Annotated in this window: 11 protein-coding genes; all 11 read right to left on the bottom strand. The window is 43.5% G+C overall.

Annotation, left to right across the window (positions count from 1 at the left end):
* Positions 1-23 precede the first annotated feature (23 nt).
* The 11 genes from rmf to VIA_RS15225 all read right to left on the bottom strand — a co-directional run bounded on the left by rmf (position 24) and on the right by VIA_RS15225 (position 17,417).
* On the bottom strand, positions 24-197 hold the full coding sequence (gene rmf / locus VIA_RS15270; RefSeq protein ID WP_004414030.1) for a ribosome modulation factor: 174 nt from the start codon (positions 195-197) through the stop codon (positions 24-26).
* 205 nt (positions 198-402) lie between these two features.
* Entirely contained in the window at positions 403-1,968 is a 1,566-nt protein-coding gene (locus VIA_RS15265; RefSeq protein ID WP_004414027.1) for a DUF3466 family protein, read from the bottom strand.
* Positions 1,969-1,974: 6 nt separating this feature from the next.
* Positions 1,975-3,891, bottom strand: a complete 1,917-nt coding sequence (locus VIA_RS15260) for an ABC transporter ATP-binding protein (protein ID WP_004414026.1) — start codon at positions 3,889-3,891, stop codon at positions 1,975-1,977.
* On the bottom strand, positions 3,872-4,111 hold the full coding sequence (locus VIA_RS15255) for a glutaredoxin family protein (RefSeq protein ID WP_071816325.1): 240 nt from the start codon (positions 4,109-4,111) through the stop codon (positions 3,872-3,874). Before VIA_RS15255 ends, VIA_RS15260 begins: the two co-directional genes overlap by 20 nt.
* Positions 4,112-4,120: 9 nt before the next feature.
* Positions 4,121-6,244: a bifunctional 23S rRNA (guanine(2069)-N(7))-methyltransferase RlmK/23S rRNA (guanine(2445)-N(2))-methyltransferase RlmL gene (gene rlmKL, locus VIA_RS15250; protein ID WP_004414022.1), complete on the bottom strand. Its 2,124-nt coding sequence runs from the start codon at positions 6,242-6,244 to the stop codon at positions 4,121-4,123.
* A gap of 478 nt (positions 6,245-6,722) precedes the next feature.
* Positions 6,723-7,268 (bottom strand): cell division protein ZapC, encoded by a 546-nt coding sequence (locus VIA_RS15245; protein ID WP_004416922.1) that lies wholly within the window; start codon positions 7,266-7,268, stop codon positions 6,723-6,725.
* 196 nt (positions 7,269-7,464) lie between these two features.
* Positions 7,465-8,475 carry a quinone-dependent dihydroorotate dehydrogenase gene (gene pyrD / locus VIA_RS15240; RefSeq protein WP_004414019.1) on the bottom strand — a complete coding sequence of 337 codons (1,011 nt, stop codon included), beginning with the start codon at positions 8,473-8,475 and terminating at the stop codon, positions 7,465-7,467.
* 87 nt (positions 8,476-8,562) lie between these two features.
* Positions 8,563-13,404, bottom strand: a complete 4,842-nt coding sequence (locus VIA_RS15235; protein ID WP_004414017.1) for an NAD-glutamate dehydrogenase — start codon at positions 13,402-13,404, stop codon at positions 8,563-8,565.
* A 188-nt stretch (positions 13,405-13,592) separates the two neighbouring features.
* Positions 13,593-13,811 (bottom strand): DUF2835 domain-containing protein, encoded by a 219-nt coding sequence (locus VIA_RS21935; RefSeq protein ID WP_004416925.1) that lies wholly within the window; start codon positions 13,809-13,811, stop codon positions 13,593-13,595.
* A 95-nt stretch (positions 13,812-13,906) separates the two neighbouring features.
* Entirely contained in the window at positions 13,907-16,513 is a 2,607-nt protein-coding gene (gene pepN, locus VIA_RS15230; RefSeq protein WP_004414015.1) for an aminopeptidase N, read from the bottom strand.
* 241 nt (positions 16,514-16,754) lie between these two features.
* A complete protein-coding gene (locus tag VIA_RS15225; protein ID WP_004414012.1) occupies positions 16,755-17,417 on the bottom strand; it encodes a hypothetical protein in 663 nt (220 codons plus the stop codon).
* Between the last annotated feature and the right edge of the window lie 124 nt (positions 17,418-17,541).

Below are 17,541 nucleotides of genomic sequence, written 5' to 3'. Positions count from 1 at the left end.
TTTCAAAGTATGTGGATTGAGTGTTATTTGTAGAGACCAGAGTGTTTATCTTCCCTGGCATCGCGCCAACCACCAAGCCAATAAGATCGAGCATCCATCTGCTGGTATGGACATGCCTCCATTGAGCGACCATTAAGGCCCGCTTTATATCCTTGAGATTGAGCTCTTTCTAAGCGGTCACGCTTTTGTCTCTTCATAGTGTCGTCCTCATACATAAAATGTTTTCTTAACGTACTACTTAAATCTATCACTCCACCAGCAATCTCGTTGCTTGCGTTACGTGATAGACATGAAGCTTTTATGGCTTCTAGATTAAGATTCGATCAAAATGTGGCTTTATTCAAGATAAAAAAAAGGCACAGATTCAAAACTGTGAACCTGTGCCCTTGTTGGATATTTAACCTATTTTCTACGGAACCCAAGTAGACCTAGAAGTGTCAGAGCAAAGAACCCTAACGTACCACCACTACGTTCTACAGTAGAGGTCTCTACAGGTCGCTCTGTAATAGAAGGATCTGTCACTGGAACTAATTTCACAGCAACAAGTTTTGATGAGCCGCTACAAGAAGCATCAATCGCGTCACTCGCGTAGCCACCTTCACAATAGTATGCAGTTGCCGCGATAACACCCGCATCGTTGATATCACCTGCTTGGATAATACGGTAATCGTTGTTTGATGCTAATGCGTTGCTACCATAGGTAAGGTTATCAAGATACCAACCTTTGCCTTGAAGTGGCGCTTGAGCTTTACTCGTTAGCTGAGTGATAAAGGCTCTTTGCGCACGTGGTTGACCATCTACTTCACGGTGAGTTTCAAAATCCACCGAACCAACAACTTCGTCGTACTTGTTAATGCCGCCGATTAAGCCATTTGCACCAGTAAAGAAGATATCGCCAGAGAACACTTTCGCAGTTGGATTAGCGACGTCTGAGACATAAAATAATCCGTTACTGTATGCTCCGTTACTGACTACGTCTCTCAGCTTATAAGTACCAACCCCTACACCATTTTCACTGACAGCAGTCAGTGTTGAGTTCAGGTAGTTATCTAGGTCACGGTCGCCACCATCGAAGCCAGAGACAAACGTTGATGTCCAGGTACTACCATCTGAAGAAGAGAATACGCTAGCGCGTAAACGCTCTTCAACATCACTGTTATATCCAACGGCGTAGAATTTATTAGATACTTGAGCAATATCACGAGCGCTACCTTGCGGCATTACGCGGTCACGAACGGCTGCACTATCCCAAGCCAATTCATTTACAACGCCATCTTTCCAGATCGCCGCTTTTGATGTGTAATCAGCGCCAGTACCGTTTTGAGTTGAAACACTTCCAACAGTGTAGACATTTGAACCATCATCATACTGCGCCCATGCACGAGAACGATCACCGTCGGTAAAGGTATCAGAGTCAGCGTAAGCAGTGTTACGGCGGGAATTAGTCTGATAGTTACCTACAGGCTTTCCGGCAGCATTTATACTGTTAACAATTACATTGCCGTCACCCGCTACGCTTGTGTTTTCTAAATAAGCTCGTGAATTGTCGATATCGCCGCCGACTTCGTTTGCGTAACCATTAGTATACTGGCTATTTGCCCAGTTCTCACAAATAGAGTCCGTGTAGCCTAGATAGTTATAACAGTACGAGCGAAAGTTATCGTAAATGTTGTCGCCGGAATCAATATAGTCGAAACCGAAGTTCACTAAGAATGGCGATTCGTCGCGATATTGGAAGCCTTCTTGGTAACGCTTCCCTTCATAAGCAATGGCTGACGTTTGCTGATCACACGTGTCGCTGAAACAGTTCGTTTGTCCTGAATCAGTTACTGGTGAAATCGCAACACCATATGTTTGCACTGCTGAGCTATCGTCATACTTGTATACATTGTATAACGCAGCATTTGCTGCGAAAGAAGCTGCGACTGTAGCCGCAACTGCTGAAATCTTAAAAATTTTACTACTCATTTGATCTTAACTTTCCTGTTGCATTGCCTCGAGCTCTTCCCAGCGTTCGAAAGCAATTTCAAGTTCCTGCTCGGTAGCAGCCAACTTATCTAATATTGGTTGCGTTTGGTCAACAGACTTTGAAAAGAAGTCCGCAGTGTTAACCTGCTCTTGCAAATTCTCGATTTCAGATTCTAGCTCTTCAAGTTTTGCGGGTAACGCTTCTAACTCTCGTTGCAGTTTATAAGATAACTTCTGAGGCTTGTTCTTAACCACCGCCGTTTTGGGAGTTTCCTCAACCTGTTTAGTACTTTTCGATGGTTTTTCATCCGATCGCGCTTGATGGCTTTGTAGACGTTGCTGTTGAGCATCGTGATAACCACCGACAAACTCTTCAATAACGCCTTCACCTTCAAATATCCAACTCGTTGTCACTGTGTTATCAACGAACTGACGATCGTGACTAACAAGTAACAACGTACCCTGATAGTTGGCAAGCAAATCTTCTAAAAGTTCCAAAGTTTCGATATCTAGATCGTTAGTTGGTTCATCTAGCACCAACAAGTTGTTTGATCTGAGGAAAATTCGAGCAAGTAGCAAGCGGTTCTTTTCACCACCCGATAGCGCTTTAACCGGTGTTCGAGCACGCTTAGGAGCAAATAGGAAGTCTTGCAAGTAGCTTAACGCATGGCGCTGACGTCCGCCGACCATCACCTCTTGCTTACCATCCGCTAAGTTATCAATAACTGACTTCTCAGGATCTAGAATTTCACGATATTGGTCAAAATAGGCAACTTCTAACTTAGTGCCGCAGTGTAACTTACCGGACTGAGGTTCAAGGTCGTTAAGTAGTAACTTGAGTAATGTACTCTTACCACAACCGTTGGGGCCAATAAGAGCGATACGGTCACCACGCATGATATTGAACGAGAAGTCCTTCACGATCGACTTATCATCAATACTGTAGTTGATGTTCTTGGCTTCAAACACAATCTTGCCTGAACGCGCTGCATCATCAATTTGAATATTGGCTTTACCTTGAACTTCACGGCGGTCACTACGTTCTTCTCGGAGCTTTTTAAGCGCTCTAACACGCCCTTCATTTCGAGTGCGACGTGCTTTAATACCTTGGCGAATCCACACTTCTTCCTGAGCGAGTTTTTTGTCGAATTCAGCGTTTTGCATTTCCTCAACACGTAACGCTTCTTCTTTCTCAATCAGATAATTATCATAATCACCCGGATATGAAGCGAGTTTGCCACGGTCTAAATCTACAATACGAGTCGCCATCGATTTGATGAATGCGCGATCGTGTGAAATGAAAATAATTGAACCGCGGAAATCTTTAAGGAAGCTCTCTAACCATTCGATAGTCGTTACATCAAGGTGGTTGGTAGGCTCATCAAGCAACAATACATCAGGATCGCGAACCAAAGCGCGAGCCAGAGCGGCTTTACGTTGCCAGCCACCAGATAAGTCAGTCAACTTTGTATGACCATCGAGCTTTAAGGCCGCTAGAACATTCTTAATACGGTCTTCAAAACGCCAAGCACTGTTCGCTTCAAGCTCTTCTTGAATACGCGCTAGCTTATTAATATTTTTCTCAGACGCATCTACCGCAATCAGATCAAGCAGATCTTGATAGATCTTCAGCTTTTCGCCGATTTCAGCAAGGCCACCCGCTACGTAGTCAAAGACCGTACCTTCTTGGTTTCGAGGCGGGTCTTGTTCAAGTCTTGATACGACGACGTCTTGAGTAACAGTCAGTTTACCGTCATCAAGGATGACTTCACCGGCTAACACCTTCATCAAGGTCGATTTACCAGCGCCGTTTCTACCGACTAAACAAACGCGTTCATTTTCTTGAAGCGCGAAGTCTGAATGGTCTAGTAAAGGATGATCACCGTAAGCCAGTAATCCGTTATTAATTGTTAGCAATGCCATTGTTATCTAACCAAGCTTGTAGTTGTTCCAAATCAAAAGGCCAATTGAGCTCATTTCCTTGATAATTCAACACGGGAATAGTGACCCCGTAACGCGAAAATAGCTCATCGTCAAATGCGATATCTACAATATCGACCTGATCTGAAATATTGAGTTGTTGAGTTAAGTGAAATGCCATCTCACAAAGATGGCACCCTTCTGTACTGTACAAAGTGATCACGATACTTAACTAGTCCTTGTGTGTGAGTACCCAACAGTTGTGAATGTGTTTATTACGCGAAAAGTCGAGCGGCAATGTCTGACTAGAGATGTTCTTAGCCGCTAGTCCTAGTTCCTGCAATGACTCCAAGTCCATCTTAAAATGACGCTTGTTGTTTGAGAATACGATCGTACCTTCAGGACGAAGCAGGCGTTTTAAGTTTTTCATCAACTGGATATGATCGCGCTGAACATCAAAACTTTGTTCCATACGTTTAGAGTTTGAGAACGTTGGCGGATCGATGAAAATCAAATCGAATTGTGCCGATGACTTCTCAAGCCATTGTAAACAGTCAGCTTGCTCAAAACGATGCTGACGACCGACTTGGCCGTTCAACTTCATATTGTCTTTCGCCCACTCCAAGTAGGTGTTAGACATATCGACAGTTGTGGTCGACTTTGCGCCACCACAGGCTGCGTGAACGGTTGCAGAGCCTGTATAAGCGAAAAGGTTTAAGAAGTCTTTACCTGCCGCCATTTCACCTAACTTACGTCGAGTGATTTTATGGTCTAAGAACAAACCGGTATCAAGGTAGTCGTGCAGATTAACAATAAGCTTAACGCCATATTCGTTAACTTCTAGCTTTTCAGATTCCTGAGAGAGCTTTTGGTATTGAGAGCGGCCTTTCTGCTTCTCTCTCACTTTAAGAACGACTTTGTTCGCTTCTATGCCCGTAACTTGTATCGACGCACGGATAATGTCCGTCAGGCGACGTTTCGCAGTTTCTTCAGGGATGTCTTTTGGTGCTGCATACTCTTGAATCACAAGTTGATCCAGATAAACGTCAATCGCAACGTTGTAATCAGGCAAATCAGCATCGTAGATACGGTAGCAGTCGAGCTGCTCTTTGCGCGCCCATTTACCGATCTTACCAATGTTTTTCTTTAGGCGGTTTGAAAAGTCAGGAGCAATCGCCTGCTCAGTGACATTGTCACCTTTATTTTCAGACTGACGCGCACTGATTGAATAGTTTTTCTGCTGACAAGGCAACGCGCCGTTGTTTAGTTTGAATTGTTTGTCTGCGCGCATACGTAGACAACTTAATAACTCGTCTGAGCTTGAGAAGATAGAAGCCTGGCAACCGCCGAACTGAGCTTTTAGCTGCGCACCAAATGCTGTATAGAGCGCAATTAAGCCAGGATGCGTTCCAAGACGTTCACCGTATGGTGGGTTTGATACGATAACACCCTCTTCGAAGCCTGCTGGACGTGTTACTTGAGCTGCATCACCTTCTTTGAATTCAATCAGTGAATCGACTCCAGCGCGTCGAGCATTATCACGAGCGGTTTGAATTACGCGCGCATCGTTGTCAAAGCCGTAGAATTTAGTGTCAATTTTATTGACGCCACGTCGGGCTTGAACTGATGCCTCAGATTTTACCTCAGCCCAAAGCTCAGGTTCGAAATCTTCTAATGATTCAAAGCCCCACTTTTCACGCTTAACGCCAGGAGCCATGTTAGCCGCCATCATTGCAGCTTCAATCAGCAGAGTACCTGAACCACACATAGGGTCGAGCAATGGCTTATCTGCTGTCCAACCACTACGTAGAATAATAGCCGCAGCTAGTGTCTCACGCAGAGGAGCTTTACCTGAAGCAGGACGATAACCGCGTTGATGGAGACCACCGCCGACCATATCAACACCTAAGATAGCTTTATCACGATGCAAGCGGACATGAATGCGAAGATCTGCAAGATCTTTGCTGATCGACGGTCTTGGTAAGCTTTTCTTCTCAAAGCAATCCACTACTGCATCTTTAACCTTCATCGCACCATATTGGCTGTTTCTGATTTCACGGTTAGTACCATTGAAATCAACAACAAACTTTTTAGAACTATGGAATTGGTTGACCCAATTAACTGAAGAGGTCGCCAAGTATAAGTCCATGTCGTCGTTACAAGTGAACTCCGATAACACACGAACAAAACGCGATGCCAGACGGCTCCACAAACAACAACGATAAATCTGTTCATTAGAAGCTTTAAAGCGCACGCCCGCTTGCACAGGTTTAGCATTAGAAATGCCCAGCTTTGTAAGCTCCTCAACCAGAAGGTTTTCGAGGCCATTGGAAGTAACCGCAAGATATTGATGCATAGTGATCTTTTTATTCTGTAGAAAATGACCCCCCATTATACCTGACATCAACAACTATCGTTAGCCGAATAGCGATTTTCCTCACGTTTAATCCTTAATTGAATACTCATTAGCCAATTTGACTTTAGGTAATGCAATTACATACAGCCTCGCTTGTGGAGGTCTCTTCCCACCAACTAATAAGGGCTAAAAGAGAAGTGAATACTTATTCGCACCAAAATTGGTCTATACCAGTAAGCATAAATCGTGTAATTAAGTTTCAAAAAGAGCCTAAACGGGGAACTTATCGCCTTTTTAAAGGAGAAGAAATGTACTAGCGTGGTAATTATTAGAATGTTATTTGCTCAAAAATCGAACCAATCTCACAAGTGAAGCACGACTGAAACTGTATTAACTTGTTGTATTCGAGGAAATTAAGGCAAAAAAAAGCCAGCTAGATAGCTGGCGGGAAATGAAACAAAAGGAACGATAATGGGTTTTAGCTCACCATTCTGATGGGCTGAACGGCGAAAAAGTGATTTACGATCGCCATACGGTCATGCATGACTTTAATCGCTTCACCGAACTTAAGACTTTTAGAGCCGCTCAGTGCAAACTCTTCTAAGCAGACCGAGGCACATAAGCTTGCACTCTCTCCCACTTCTAGAACAATGAAATAACCTTCGTTGTGGCTGTTTGATAGACGAATCAAATCACCTTCTTCAGGGCTGATTGAACCATCAGTCACTGAATCAAAGAACCAACTTTTTGGCTGGACTGGTTTGTGGAAACGTTTTGCGGCGACACAATACAAAGCGAGTTCTGCTTGTCTTGGTTCACTTAAATCAAGGTGAGCGATTTGCTCTTTGTAACCTTGATAGGCAGACGCATCATCCACAGAGAATTCGTTTATACCAATTGCACAATCGACAATCAGTTTACGAGGAAGATTTGTTTTAAATAGCATTTCGTTGCCCAGATCGAGCATAAGGTGCCCTTCTGAGTCTTCGTAATACCAGGTCCATTTGTCACTAGGTTTAAGCATCGTTCCATCTCTGGTTAGTTTTTACATTATTAGGTAAAACGCTTAATTACCTTCCAAATAATATTGAAATTCTATTCCCTCTTGCGCAAAAAAAAAGAGGAAATGACTATGCATTTCCTCTCGTTTCACGTCAGCTTTTTTGTCACTAGCTTAAAGTGACATTGTCACTCTAGCTTTAATGACATAGCGATGTAATCTACAGATTCTTAACGATATCTCGTACTAACGCTGGCCCATGGTAAATGAAGCCTGAGTAAACTTGCACCAATTGAGCACCTGCCATCATTTTCTCCTTGGCTGCCACATAAGAGTCAACACCACCTACCCCAATCACTGGAATCTGGTCTTTTAGCTCTTCGTGTAAACGGCGAACAACTTCTGTACTGCGTGATTGAACCGGACGACCACTTAAGCCACCAGCTTCATTACTATGCTTCATTCCTTCAACAATGCTACGGTCTAGTGTAGTGTTTGTTGCGATTACCGCATCGATTTTGTTTTTGATCAGAGATTCACAAATCTGCTTGATTTCGTCATCAGTTAGATCCGGTGCGATCTTTAATGCTAGAGGCACATACTTGCCAAATTTTTCAGCCAATTCAGATTGCTTAGCTTTCAACTCAGCAAGGAGTTCGTCTAACGCTTCACCATACTGTAGTGAACGAAGTCCTGGTGTGTTTGGCGAAGAAATATTAACTGCGATATAACCTGCGTAGTCATACACCTTTTCCATACAGATCAGGTAATCTTCAGCACCCTTCTCGATCGGCGTGTCTTTGTTCTTACCGATATTAATGCCAAGAACACAATCGAATTTTGCTTTCTTAACATTTTCAATGAGATTATCAACGCCCAGGTTATTGAAACCCATACGGTTAATAATACCTTCCGCTTCAACTAAACGGAAAAGACGTGGTTTGTCGTTACCTGCTTGAGGGCGAGGCGTGACCGTGCCTACCTCAACAAAGCCAAAGCCCATCGCATCGAACGCTTCGATACATTCGCCATTTTTATCAAGACCAGCAGCTAAGCCAACAGGGTTACGGAAAGTCAGCCCCATGCACTCTACTGGGCGATGAGGAAGCTGTTGACGATAAAGAAGATCAAGTGGCGTGCCGGTAAAACGTTTGAAGTTTTGAATTGCAAGATCATGTGCCTTTTCGGCATCAAGTTGGAAAAAGCCAGTTCTGGCTAGACGGTAGAGCATTGTGCCTCCGAAAGAAAAAAGCCCCGTGTAAACGGGGCTGTATTATTTACTGTTTTACCGAATTATTCAATGAATTATCGCAATCGTTTACTCATTCGCTGAACAATTAAGGTTTAGCAGCATCAGTTCACGTAAAGCTACCGAGAATTTAGCGAATTCATGTACTGAACCCACTTTAAATTCATTAAGGATATTTTCCCAACGATGAAGAGATACTTCGTTAGTCACAATCCAATCATCAAGCGCTTTCATCACATCAAGCTCTTCTGGTGAACAAGCACAGTTGAGCACTTGTCCTGTTAATTGACGTTGCTGCCAATCAAGATCTTCACGGAATGCGGCTCTTGCAAGTGCCTGCCAGTTGTTGTCCACGGCCTGCCCATTGATTTGCTTTAAGAACCAATGAAGTGATAAACGATCACCTAAGTTGTAGTAAAGTTTTGCTGTTTGCTCAATGGTTTTACCCTTTTCACGGGATACTGTTGATATATCCAGCACTGAGTATAAACTAGACAAACGGGCGACATAGTTAGCAACTTCAGGTTTGATGCCCTGCTCAATCCAAGCTTTCGCCATCTCGTTATGCTCTTCAACTTCCGAAGGTACAAGCATATCATCGAGATGTTCTTTGATTGTATCGACGTCCGCTTGATACAATTCAATCAGATCTTTCACCGATTGACGACCCGTACGATTGCGCAGCAACCAACGTGACAAACGACGAAGGGTTCTGCGAACGTAGAAGATCATATCGTATTGAGCTTCGGTCGAGGCTTCGTTATCTAACGAGCGCACTTCTAGCAACACTTTGCCTAAACCAAAGATTTCACGAGATGCAGTATAAGCGTTGGCAATATCAACCACACATGCACCTGTTTCTTCTTGCAGACGAGTAACGAAATTACAGCCCATCTCGTTAACCATTTGATTGGCAAGTGCTGTTGCAATGATTTCAGCACGTAGAGGATGGTTATCCATTTGTGCAGAATAGTTACGTCGTAACTCTGTTGGGAAGTAGCTGACCAGTTGTTGGGCATGGAATTCATCTTTTGCAATGTCTTCATGAACCAGCTCTTCTTTAAGCACCATTTTACCGTATGCGACCAATACCGAAAGTTCTGGACGAGTCAGTGCCATTCCCTGCTTTTCACGCTCAAGCAGTGTTTCATCATCAGGAATATACTCTAGTGCTCGGTCAAGGTGCCCCGCTTTCTCCATTGTGTGGATAAAGCGAATTTGCTCTTTAACTAATGAAACACCTTGCTGTTCTGTGACCGAGATAGATTCTGCCTGACAGTAAGCATCATCTAGAACAATCTCACCCACTTCGTCTTCCATCGACTCAAGGATCTTATTACGCTGTTTAACCGTCAGATCACCATTAGTCACTAGACTATTTAGGAAGATCTTAATGTTGACCTCATTATCAGAACAGTCAACACCACCAACGTTATCGACAAAGTCCGTGTTAACGCGGCCACCAGTAAGAGCATACTCAATACGACCCAACTGAGTCATCCCCAAGTTACCGCCTTCACCGACCACTTTCGCTTTCAAGTCGCGGCCGTCGATACGCAGTACATCATTGGCTCGGTCACCAACATCAGTATGAGTCTCTGCCGATGCTTTAACATAAGTACCGATACCACCATTCCATAGAAGATCGACTTCCATAGATAAGATCATCTTAATAAGATCGTTTGGTGCCATCGACGCCTTTTTAGTACCTAGCATCTTTTGAATTTCAGGAGTCAACGTGATCGACTTCGCGCGGCGAGAGAAGATTCCGCCGCCTTGAGAGATGAGCTCCGCATTGTAATCTTCCCAACTTGAGCGTGGTAAGTTAAACAAGCGATTACGCTCTTCCCAGCTACTCGCAGACTCAGGGTTCGGATCAATGAAGATATGCATATGGTTAAACGCAGCTTGTAGGCGAATATGCTTAGATAACAGCATACCGTTACCAAACACGTCCCCTGCCATGTCACCGACACCAATCGCTGTAAAATCTGTTGTTTGACAGTTGATTCCCATTTCACGGAAGTGACGCTTAACCGATTCCCAACCACCTTTAGCAGTGATACCCATTGCTTTGTGGTCATAGCCGTTCGAGCCACCTGATGCAAATGCATCACCCAACCAGAAGTTGTATTCATCAGACACTGAGTTAGCAAGATCCGAGAATGTCGCAGTCCCTTTGTCCGCAGCAACAACTAAATATGGGTCATCCTCATCATGACGAACGACACTCTTAGGATGCGCTACCTCGCCATCAATAATGTTATCGGATACATCTAGAAGCGCACGAATGAAGCGTTTGTAACAACGTTGACCTTCAGCGAAGATCTCATCACGGCCACTAAGCGTTGGTTGACGTTTACAGACGAAACCACCTTTTGCCCCAACAGGAACAATGACGGTGTTCTTAACTTGCTGAGCTTTAACCAGGCCAAGAATCTCAGTACGGAAATCTTCTTGGCGATCTGACCAGCGCAAACCACCGCGTGCGACTTTACCGCCACGTAGGTGCACACCTTCAATATCTGGTGCGTAGACGAAGATCTCGAATGCCGGTACTGGCTGAGGAATTTCAGGAATATCACTCGGCTTCATTTTAAGCGATAGCCAAGGCTTAACCTGCTTATTGTCATCAAGTTGGTAGTAGTTTGTACGTAACGTTGCAGTGATCATCTCCATGTAACGGCGGATGATACGATCGTCATCGAGGCTTTCTACATGATCGAGTTGCTCAGTAATCTTAGCGATGAGATCATTTTGCCCTTTCTGGCTGCCTTTGAATTTCGGCTCAAAACGTTTGGTAAATAGTTCAACCAAACCTTTAGCAAGTTCTGGGTAATGATTCAACGTCTCTTCGATATAGTGTTGACTGAATGGGAAGCCAACTTGACGCATATAACGCGCGTACGCACGTAGGATTGAAATCTCACGACCCGTTAATGATGCACCTAGAACCAAGCGGTTAAAGCCATCACTTTCTAGTTCGCCCGCCCAGATTGCTGCAAATGCTTGCTGGAAACGATCTCTTGCTTCACGAAGATCGACCGTTTTGTCACTCTTATGCAGCATGGAGAAATCTAGGATCCAATAGACTTGGCCATTCGACTTACGCACTTCATAAGGTGACTCACCGATAACACGTAAACCCAAGTTTTCAAGCATAGGCATTACGTCAGACAGGTGGATAGGCTCGTCGCGGTGATACAGTTTAAGTTTTACCGCCTTAGAGTCAGAGGCAAGTTCTTGCGGGCGATAGAACAACATGCCTAGCTTATTGTCATCGCTTAGATTTTCAAGGCGTTCGATATCTGCTACCGCAGATCCAGGCATCACATCTTCTTTGTATGAACGAGGGAACGCACGCAGGTAATCTTTTGATAAAGGTAGACCTTTACTCTCACCGAAGTTTGCTACGATCGCTTCTGATAAACGATCATCCCATGTAGAAGATGCTTCCATTAAATTTTGCTCAATCATTTTAACGTCGACATCCATGTTGTTGTTATCAACACGAACGATGTAATGAGTACGCGCTAGCGGGCTTTCAGAGAAGTAAGTTGTAAATTCAACTTCCTGCTTGCAGCCGAAGTATTGCTGAAGAATTCGTTGTGTTTGGCGACGCAGCTCTGTGTTGTAACGATCTTTAGTTACATACACCATACAACTGAAGAAACGACCAAACGGGTCTTTACGTACAAACAGGCGAAGCATGTCACGATCTTGCATCTGGACAACGCCCATACCGACTTCTAATAGCTCTTCTTCTTTAGCTTGAAGTAGTTCGTCGCGTGGGTAATTTTCTAAAATATTGTGCAGTGCTTTATAAGAGTATGAACCTTCTCGGTAGCCACTCGCTTCCAGAATACGCTCAACTTTTTCTCTAATAAGTGGGATACCCGCGACGCTTTGGTTGTACACAGCTGATGTGTACAGGCCAGTGAATCGGTGCTCACCGATAACCTTGCCATTCTTATCGAATTTCTTAATTCCAATGTAGTCAGTGTATGCCGGGCGATGAATACGAGATGCTCGGTTACCTTTAGTCACGATTAGGAGAAACGGTTTTTTCGCTTCTAAGCGCGCTGAATCTGGGAAATCTGAAAGCTTAACCGTACGTACACGTTCACGATTGGCAAACAGACCTAACCCTTTATCTGGGGTTGGACGAAGCTCTGTATCACCATCCACGGAAACAAGATCGTATTCTTTGTAGCCCATGAATGTGAAATTGTGTTTGCCTAACCAGCGTAAAAATCCGATCGATTCGTCATAACGATCACGTTGGATCTCAATCTTACCCTTCTGAGATTCCACTTCACTCGTCACTTGCTCTAGTTTTTCAACCATCAGTAACCAGTCTTGAACAACTAGGCCGGTATCGTTGAGAATGCTGAGAAGTTCCGCTTTCAAAGAAGCCATTTCTTCTTTTTGACTTAGACGATCAACCTCAATGTGGAATAGAGATTGAAGAACGCCCTCGCCTTCATTAATACCGGTAATTTCACCTTTACCGGTACGAGCTACCTGCGTTGGTCCATGTAGCATTAAGTGTGATGAAAGATCCAAACGGCTAAGTGCCATCTTTACAGAGTCAACCAAAAATGGGCCATCCGGCACCACGATTTCTACGATCGTGTGTGTCGACTGCCATCCTTGACGGCTTACGGTTGGATTAAAAACTCGAACAGAAATATCGTCGGCTTTTTTCTCGTTAATATGATGCCAAAGTGAGACAACAGCACCATATAAATCAGATTCATTGCGTTCGACTAAATCGTCTTGAGAGATGTTGCTAAACAGATGTTGAGCAAGTTGGGTGACTAAAGGTTGATGAGCAAGCTCGAGTTTGTCTTGAATAAGTTTATATACTTTTTCAAGCAGAACCGGCATCAATGTTTCACGCGCGGTCATAATCACACTCCACAATTAGAATTGTATGTATTTTTGAGGGTTTTTGTAAGCATAGTGCTTAACACGGGTAATGCCGCTTTATTGTAAAAGCTTTATTGATAAATGGTTAATTGTTTTAGAAGTGGTAGGAGGTGAAATGTTCGAGAATGTGACTAAGGTTCTATTTAAACTTCTATAAAATCAGTTGCTCACAGAAGTTCTAACTTCATAAACTTGTTATTTTGGTCAGTTGTTAATCTGAAGCGCCCTTTTAGCCCAATTTGACTAAGAAAAGGCCTGAAACGAGATGCAGGCAATTGTAAGCGTAACCCCTTGTCAGTAACGACTAAAACGTTACTCGCTACGCCATTGTAATGAGCCAAGAAAGTTTGATATGAGATGTTTAGAGTGAAGTAATAGTGATTCATAAATTGGTTAAATAAGTAACGTTTTTATCACCGCCAATAAAATACTGTACAAATAAACAGTAGCACATAAAAGTGCTACTGTTTTATCCATGTGGTTAAGACTCAAGCGCCTTAGTCACTTTTTCATACAGATCTTTGGCCAGATTATCCATCGACTTCAACGCTTCAAGCTCTGCCTTAATCGTCGCTTGACGTTGATCATCATACTTGCGGAATTTTAACAAAGGATCAATTAAGCGAGATGCAACTTGTGGATTGCTGCTGTTTAACTCACGTAAGATTTCACCCGCAAACTTATACCCTTCACCACTCTTAGCGTGGAAATGTATAGGGTTCATGTTTAGGAATGAGCCAACCAAGCTACGTGTACGGTTTGGGTTTTTCAGACTGAAAGCTTCATGCTCCATCGTCTGCTTAATCACATCGAGAACGTTCTCTGCTGGGTTCGTACCTTGCAACGCAAACCACTTATCCATCACCAAACCATCATGCTTCCACTTATCACTGTAATCTTGCATTAGCGATTCGCGGCACTCTAGTTGTGCACTGTTCGCCGCACTCATCGCCGCAATGGTATCAGTCATATTATTCGCATCTGCATATTGACTCTGAGCTAGCTCGTTACCTTGTTCTGTATAAGCTAAGAAGCTCAGCGCTGTATTACGTAGCGAGCGTTGGCCGATCGCCGCATGTTCAATTGAATATGTTGCTTGTTTAGAGCTGTGGTAAATCGCACTTAGTTCATCGTTCAATTGCGTAGCAAGAATCACTTTGATAGATTTTAGTACTTTAACGACGGCATCGACATCAACTTGTTTATACCAACCAGAAACTTCATTAAAGCTCGGTAATGAAAGGACTTCTGCAATAAATGCTGGCTCGAGGTCTTTTGAAAGTAAAACTCCACGGAACGCATCGACAAGCGCTTCCGACAATTCAACCTCTTGCCCTGCTTGCACTTTAGCAACGTTCGCGCGAATGTACTTAGCAAGAAGCATTTGACCCGCATCCCAACGTGCAAACTCGTTGCGAGCATGAACCATTAAGAAAATTAGCTCTTCATCACTGTAATCGTACTCAAGTTTCACTGGCGCAGAAAACTCGCGAAGCAATGACGGTACTGGTTGCTCTGCCACGTTTTCAAAAACAAATGTTTGCTTAGTCTCTGTCACATTAAGCACGTGGTGAACCGGCTCATTGTTACAGCGTAACTCAATCACACCACCATTTTGAGTATATAGTTCTACATCAAACGGGATGTGTAACGCCTGCTTATCAGCCTGATCTTGAGTTGGCTCTGTCGACTGCTCTACCGTTAATGAGTAAGTTTGCTCAGCAGCGTTGTAATCACTTGATACTTTAACTGTCGGTGTGCCCGACTGGCTATACCATAGACGGAACTGTTTCAGATCCACACCCGATGCATCTTCCATCGCAGCAACAAAATCTTCACACGTCGCGGCGGTACCGTCATGGCGTTCAAAGTACAGCTTCATGCCGGCTTGGAAACCCTCTTCGCCCAACAGTGTATGCATCATACGAATCACTTCACTGCCTTTTTCGTACACTGTTAACGTGTAGAAGTTGTTCATCTCAATCACTTTATCCGGACGAATTGGATGAGACATTGGGCTAGCATCTTCCGCAAATTGAGGACCACGGATAATGCGCACATTGTTGATACGGTTTACCGCTCTCGAGCCTAAGTCTGACGAAAACTCTTGATCACGGAATACCGTTAAACCTTCTTTCAAACTGAGTTGGAACCAGTCGCGGCAAGTCACTCGGTTGCCCGTCCAGTTATGGAAGTATTCGTGACCAATTACCGCTTCAATACCAAGGTAATCCGTATCTGTTGCGGTTTTTTCATTAGCCAAGACAAACTTGGAGTTAAAGATATTCAAACCTTTGTTCTCCATCGCACCCATATTGAAGAAATCGACAGCCACAATCATGTAGATATCAAGATCGTATTCTAATCCGAAACGTTCTTCGTCCCACTTCATTGAGTTGATGAGTGAGGTCATCGCATGCGGCGCGCGATCTAAGTTGCCTTTATCAACAAAGATTTCAAGCTCAACATTACGACCAGCTTGAGTGACAAATTTATCGCGTAATACATCGAAATCACCAGCGACTAGCGCAAACAAGTAAGCTGGTTTCGGATGCGGATCTTGCCATTGAACCCAATGGCGACCGCCTTCTAAATCACCTTGAGCAATCCGGTTACCATTACTTAATAAGAATGGGTATTGCGCTTTGTCAGCAATAACTTTGGTTGTGTATTTTGCCAATACGTCCGGGCGGTCCATGTAGTAAGTGATGCGACGGAAACCTTCCGCTTCACATTGAGTACAGAAAGCCCCACCTGACTTATATAAACCTTCAAGGGCTGTATTTGCTTCAGGATCGATCAGTGTCTCGATGGTCAATTCACACTCTGCAGGCAACTGATGAATTTCTAATGCACCTTCTAGCTCATCATATGCAGTCCAAGTTTCACCATTTACGTGAATACTCTTCAGCTTAAGGTCTTCACCTTCTAAACGCAGTGTTGTGCTCTCTTTAAGCTGCTTTACATTTGATGTAGCAACGACTGTCGTTTCGCTATCATAGAGGTCAAACGTAAGGTCGATATCGGTAATTGTATGAGACGGAGACTGGTAGTCTTTGCGATATTTGGCTTGAGGAGTCTGAGCCATGTCTAAATCCTTCTGACTAAATTCATTGATGTGCTCACCAAGGAGTCTTGATGATATGAATTGTGTATAGAGATTGGCAGATAAAAGCTGCCTTCATTTGTTGCGTGTTAGCTTACAACTCTAAATAGAAAAAAACGAGGCTCTCTACGGAAATACCTCGTTTTTTGTCTATTGTTGACGTAACACTCAAACTATTTGTCTATATTGTCATCAAACCTCACACTATTGCGCCAAGTAGTGGTTATCGAATTCTATTCAAGACGGCGTACATCGCTCCTTGTTCCATTTCCAAGGTTAAGGTGTCACTATTCAATGTGTACTTCGTCTCATGCTCGCCATTTTCATATAACAAAACAAGGTGCTCCCCTTCGGTATAATAAACACCTCTGTGAATGGCTTCCGCCCCGTCGTCATTACTCACTCGGAACATAAACACAAAATCTGGTTGTAGGATGAGATCTAGCTGGTGGACCTCACTGGCCGAAAGATCATCACCTCCAAGTTTGGCACTTGACCACATACCCGCTAACGAATTCGATAGTGCTTTAGTAAACACAACACCGTTAAGATTTAATAAGTTATGGTTGGCTGAGTACTCGTAAATTTGTGGCTCTGATGTGTTTAATCCAAGAATGAGAGTGTCATCGCTCGCGGTATAGAGCCCTTCCCAATGGTCTACAGAGTAATCCCTTTTTTGAATATCTATTTTAAAACTATAGTTAGAGTCAAGTGTAAGCTTAATGGCTAAGAAATTTTCTTGCGACTCCTCAGGATTAGGGTTTACGAGGTACCAGTCACCTATTAAGAATGGCTGATCAAACTGCGTTAAATCGCTGTTATCACGACTCTCATTGCCGAATACTGAAAAACATATAATCAGTGATATCAATCCAATCAATCTCATCGCACGCCCCTCACTCTTTTCTTTAAGCTTAGGCACAGGCTCAATAATTAGCGAAAAATTCGATCTAAATCACATAAATTATTTCCATAAAAAAAGCGAGCTTTGGAAGCTCGCTTTTTATCTT

The sequence above is a fragment of the Vibrio orientalis CIP 102891 = ATCC 33934 genome (assembly GCF_000176235.1).
Classification (GTDB): Bacteria; Pseudomonadota; Gammaproteobacteria; order Enterobacterales; family Vibrionaceae; genus Vibrio; species Vibrio orientalis.
Note: the sequence above shows the minus strand (reverse complement) of the source record. Positions and strands in the feature narration are given on the sequence as shown.

Coding starts and splice junctions, on each gene's coding strand:
- rmf (WP_004414030.1), bottom strand. CDS start 197: ATGAAGAGACAAAAGCGTGACCGCTTAGAAAGAGCTCAATCTCAAGGA.
- VIA_RS15265 (WP_004414027.1), bottom strand. CDS start 1,968: ATGAGTAGTAAAATTTTTAAGATTTCAGCAGTTGCGGCTACAGTCGCA.
- VIA_RS15260 (WP_004414026.1), bottom strand. CDS start 3,891: ATGGCATTGCTAACAATTAATAACGGATTACTGGCTTACGGTGATCAT.
- rlmKL (WP_004414022.1), bottom strand. CDS start 6,244: ATGCATCAATATCTTGCGGTTACTTCCAATGGCCTCGAAAACCTTCTG.
- VIA_RS15245 (WP_004416922.1), bottom strand. CDS start 7,268: ATGCTTAAACCTAGTGACAAATGGACCTGGTATTACGAAGACTCAGAA.
- pyrD (WP_004414019.1), bottom strand. CDS start 8,475: ATGCTCTACCGTCTAGCCAGAACTGGCTTTTTCCAACTTGATGCCGAA.
- VIA_RS15235 (WP_004414017.1), bottom strand. CDS start 13,404: ATGACCGCGCGTGAAACATTGATGCCGGTTCTGCTTGAAAAAGTATAT.
- VIA_RS21935 (WP_004416925.1), bottom strand. CDS start 13,811: ATGAATCACTATTACTTCACTCTAAACATCTCATATCAAACTTTCTTG.
- pepN (WP_004414015.1), bottom strand. CDS start 16,513: ATGGCTCAGACTCCTCAAGCCAAATATCGCAAAGACTACCAGTCTCCG.
- VIA_RS15225 (WP_004414012.1), bottom strand. CDS start 17,417: ATGAGATTGATTGGATTGATATCACTGATTATATGTTTTTCAGTATTC.